At 68.7% G+C, this 4,104-nt stretch carries 3 protein-coding genes; 1 reads left to right on the forward strand and 2 read right to left on the reverse strand.

From position 1 onward, the window contains the following. Together VFA16_RS17730 and VFA16_RS17735 are read right to left on the reverse strand one after the other, a co-directional pair. A partial coding sequence (locus VFA16_RS17730; protein ID WP_324969076.1) for a hypothetical protein occupies positions 1–3,032 on the reverse strand: 3,032 nt, incomplete at its 3' end. Between the two features lie 331 nt (positions 3,033–3,363). Next, entirely contained in the window at positions 3,364–3,573 is a 210-nt protein-coding gene (locus VFA16_RS17735) for a hypothetical protein (protein WP_324969077.1), read from the reverse strand. Between VFA16_RS17735 and VFA16_RS17740 the strand changes: the two genes are divergently transcribed. Further along, a partial coding sequence (locus tag VFA16_RS17740; RefSeq protein WP_324969078.1) for a hypothetical protein occupies positions 3,557–4,104 on the forward strand: 548 nt, incomplete at its 3' end. The two genes, VFA16_RS17735 and VFA16_RS17740, sit on opposite strands and share 17 nt — an antisense overlap.

The following is a 4,104-nucleotide window of genomic DNA, read 5'->3' on the forward strand; positions in this document are numbered from 1 at the left end:
CGGCCCATCGCGTCATAGCCGGTGGTCGAGTCGGTTTGGAAAGTCAGGGTGCCGGAGGTATCGGTGACAGCCTTAGACACGCTCGTCGGATTCCCGGCTGAGGGCGCGGCGCCGAGAGTGGTGGAGCCGTCGAAATAGGTGCGGGTGTCCGAGAGGATGCTCGCGGTGGTCAACGATCCGGCAGACGCGGGGCAGGCCTGGGCGGCGGTGATCGACTCAGCGACCGCGCCGGTGATCCACACGCTCGGGGTGCTCGTCTGCGGTTTCGGCAGCGGACCGGCATACGTGGTCTGCTGGCAGGACTCGGCGATGGTCGGGCCCGAGGTGTCGGTCAGCACTGGGCGGCCGAACGCGTCATACGTGGTCTTCACCGTCTTGACCTGGGTTCCGCCGGCGGCGAGATCCGTGATCGTGCGCACCTGGGCCGGGGCGACCATCGTCGCGTTCAGCGTGGGCAGCCCGGATACCGTCATCGAGCCCGTGGTCGCCGTCACGGCCAAGGTGTTGATGGTGGCGGCGATCTCGAGGCCGTTGACGCCCTGGAGCTTCTCGGTCTCCAGCACTTGGTCGGCGAAGGCGTTGTTGTCCGGGTAGGAGTCGCCTAGCGAGTCGGTGGCGTTCGCGGTGCGGGTGCCGTTGTTGGGCAGCACGTCGCCGTTCAGGCCGCGGTAGTAGAGCGTCTTGGTCTCGGTCTGCGCGTCCGCGGTGCCGTTGGGGCTGTTGTTCGTGGTGTCGCCGAACAGCGTGTCGACCTCGGGATAGCCGCGGAACTGCCCATAGGTGCGGTTGGCCGCCTTGACCAGTTGGTTGTCGTCGTAGTGCCAGAGCACTGCGCCGGGCGGGTACTGGTACTGGGTGATCTGCTGCGGTGTCAGATCCTCGGGATCGGCTACGGTGACCTTTGTCACGACGTACTTGTTGAAGTAGTCGAGGATCGCGGCCTTCTTGCCCGCGGGCGTCCAGTACACCGGGTAACACAGGCCGGTGTTCTGCGACGGGTCCGCCGGGATGTCGGTCAGCGCGCAGGTCGTGGAGTAGAAGACGTCGATCAGCTCGCCGGTCTCGGTTTCGATCCCAGTCAGCCGCCAGTGCAGCATCCCCGGTTCGGTGTTGTAGCCGGGCACCCGGTTGTTCATCAGGCCGTTGGCGTAGGTGAAGTCCACCGGCGGCTCGGCCAGTGTCGCGCCGGATGCGTTGTAGCCGGTGCGGGTGATCGAGTTGAGCAGCAGTTCGTCGTCGCCCTGCGTGGAGAACGATTGCCCGAGCGTGTAGCCGTCCACCGGCAGCGGCGTGGTGGAGCCGGCGGGGTAGTACTCCGTGGTGATCTTGTCGACGCGGTACTCGCTGAAGAACGTCGGCGCGGGGTTGTTGCAGGTGCCGGTCGAGGCGCACAGCTGGTCGACCGGGGTGTCCGGCCACGCCGCGGTGTTCGTGCTGTTGAAGTCGCAGGTCGTGGAGCCGCCGGCGAAGCAGCGCACGTCGGTGCCGAACACGACCTTCTGCGGGGCGGAGCTGCCGTAGATCGATCCGCCGCTCTCGTGCAGCCCGTAGTCGATCTCAGTCGGGTACCCGCCGCGGTCGTACGCCACCGGCGTGGTCTTCTGGTCCGCGCCGTAGTAGTTGACTTCGGGCTGGTAGTAGTACGCCTGGGCGTTGCCGTTCGTATCGATGACGAAGTCGAGGTTCCACTGCCAGGCCTGCGAGCAGGAGGCGTCGGCGAAGGTGGCGTTGTAGCACGGGTCGCCCGAGTGCGCGCCGTACACCGGTTCGGTCCAGGTCGAGTTCGTCGAGGCGTCACCGGACGCCCAGCCCGGTCCTCGGTTCTTGCCGAAGTAGTACTGGGTGCCGTCCGGCGTGGTCACCAGCCAGTAGCCGTTGTCGTGGGTGCCGTTGGCCGTGTCGGTGGAGCTGCCGGTCAGGAACTGCACCCGGTCCCCGGAGTCCTGCTCCTCGTGCCAGGTGCCGTGCGAGTCCACGATCAGCGGGGTGGACCTGCCGTCGAGCACCAAGGTGACGACCTGTCCGGCCCAGCAGTTGTCGTAGTCGTTGGCGATCGCGCCCTCGGGGTCGTCCGCGCAGTCCGTGTACGCGCGGGAGATGTAGCTGCTGGAGAGGGTGAAGCCCTCGCCGATGAGTCCGAACTGGTTGTTCGTGGTGGCGATGCGCCCGTCGACGTCGGCGGAGTCGTAGTTCAGCGCGATGTGCGGCGCCGCGCCGGCGGGGGGCTTGGGCACGTTGAGCGGATACGCCCAAGTGAAGTTACCGGCCGCGCCGCCCTGGCTCCACGTTCCGGACGGCGAGACCGGCGCGGCGGTGAAGTCGCCGTTCGTGCCGGAGCCGGCGGTGTCCGCGGCGAACACCATAGTTTGGGCGCCATTCACCGCCGGCGAGGCGCCCGGGGTGGCCGACCGCATCGAGGCCGAGTTGCTCGGCGCGGCCAAGTTCACCGTCGCGGTGACCGTCTTCGCTGCGCCGTCGTTCGTCGAGGCCAGCGGCGTCTGCTTCTGACACGCCGCCACCTGTGGGGTGGTCAGCGCGCACGCGGGGAGCTCGACCAGGCGCAGTCGGCCGGCGAAGTCCGCGCCGCCCGCGTTCTGGAACGAGGAGTAGTCCACGCTCACTGACACCGGACCCGAGCCGGTCTCCGGAGCGAGGGTGAACAAGACCCCGGACACCTTCGCCGCGGTCGCGGCGCTGTGGCTGAGGACCTTCACGGCGACCGACGACGGCGATACCGCCGTCCCGGCGGCGTGCCCGCTCACCGTCGCGGCCGCGGCCTTCACCAGCACCGGCAGCGAACCGGCCCGGCCCGCCTTCGCGGTCGCCGACGGGACCGCCGCGACCGCCGAACCGGCCGCCGGCCACGCCGTGCCGGCCTTCGCCGGATGCGGCGTAGCCGGCAGGCGAGCGGCCCTCGTGCTCTGCGACGTGCGTGGCAGCACCGTGACCTGCTGCGCCGCCGGAGCGTGGAAGACCACGTTCGACGCAAGCGCCGGCCCGCTCACCAGAATGGTTGTCAGCACCAGCGGCATGACCAGCGCCGCATGGTGTCTCAGGCGTGAACGTGAAGCTAAGAATATCCCCATAACGGACGTACCCGCCCCTCGCTCAGGCCAACACAAATCAGCCTATGTATACGAACCCCGCACGTAAACGGCACATCAGATCTCAATATTCACGCCACACAGGAGTCTGACGCGCTACCGTTGGCTAGCTCGCGCAGATCGGTGACAGGAGTTTGAGAGAACTGATGGGCATGATCACACGGGGCCATATCCCAGTCAAGCGAATAGATCGTAGGGGACGAATAACCGGAATCGCGGCGCTCACCGCCGCCGTCCTGGTGGTCGGCACGCTACCGGCTCAGGCCGCGACGCCGAATCCGAGTTCGAGCCCGAACCCGAGCGCGTCATCTGGCACGAACACGCCGCACACCGGGCCGACCGGGGTCGGGCCGAGAAAGGCGAAAATCGGCGAGAGCCCGGTGCCGGGGACCGGCCGGTCCGCCGAGATCAGCGCCTCGGCGCGGGCGCGCGCGACCGGCAAGGCCGTGGCCGTGGACGCGGAGACCACCGAGACCACCGCGGTCACCGCGCTGCCCACCGGCGGGTTCCAGCTGACCTCTACCTCGATGCCGGTGCGGGTCAAGCAGAACGGCGCCTGGCACCCGATCGACTTGGACCTCACCCGCACGGCGGCCGGCTGGACGCCGATCGCCACCGCGCAACCGGTGGTGTTCTCCGCCGGCGGCAGCGGCCCGTTGGTGGTCGCGACCGATCCGGTGAGCGGCAAGCGCATCTCGGTCTCCTGGCCCGGCGCGCTGCCGGCGCCGACCATCGCGGGCGACACGGCCACGTACCCGAATGTGCTGTCCGGGGTCGACTTGCACGTCCAGGCGGTGGACACCGGATACCACGAGGTGCTGATCGTGCACGACGCGGCCGCGGCCGCCGACCCTGGTCTCAAGACTTTGACGTTCAGGGTCAGCGCCGACAACGGTGTGTCGTTCACCGCCGGCGCGCATGGCGCGTTGCGCGCAAGCGCCGGTACGGGCACCGCGTTCACCGCCGCGCAGCCGATGGCCTGGGACTCCACCCCGGCCGG

The organism is Mycobacterium sp. (genome assembly GCF_035653355.1).
Classification (GTDB): Bacteria; Actinomycetota; Actinomycetes; order Mycobacteriales; family Mycobacteriaceae; genus Mycobacterium.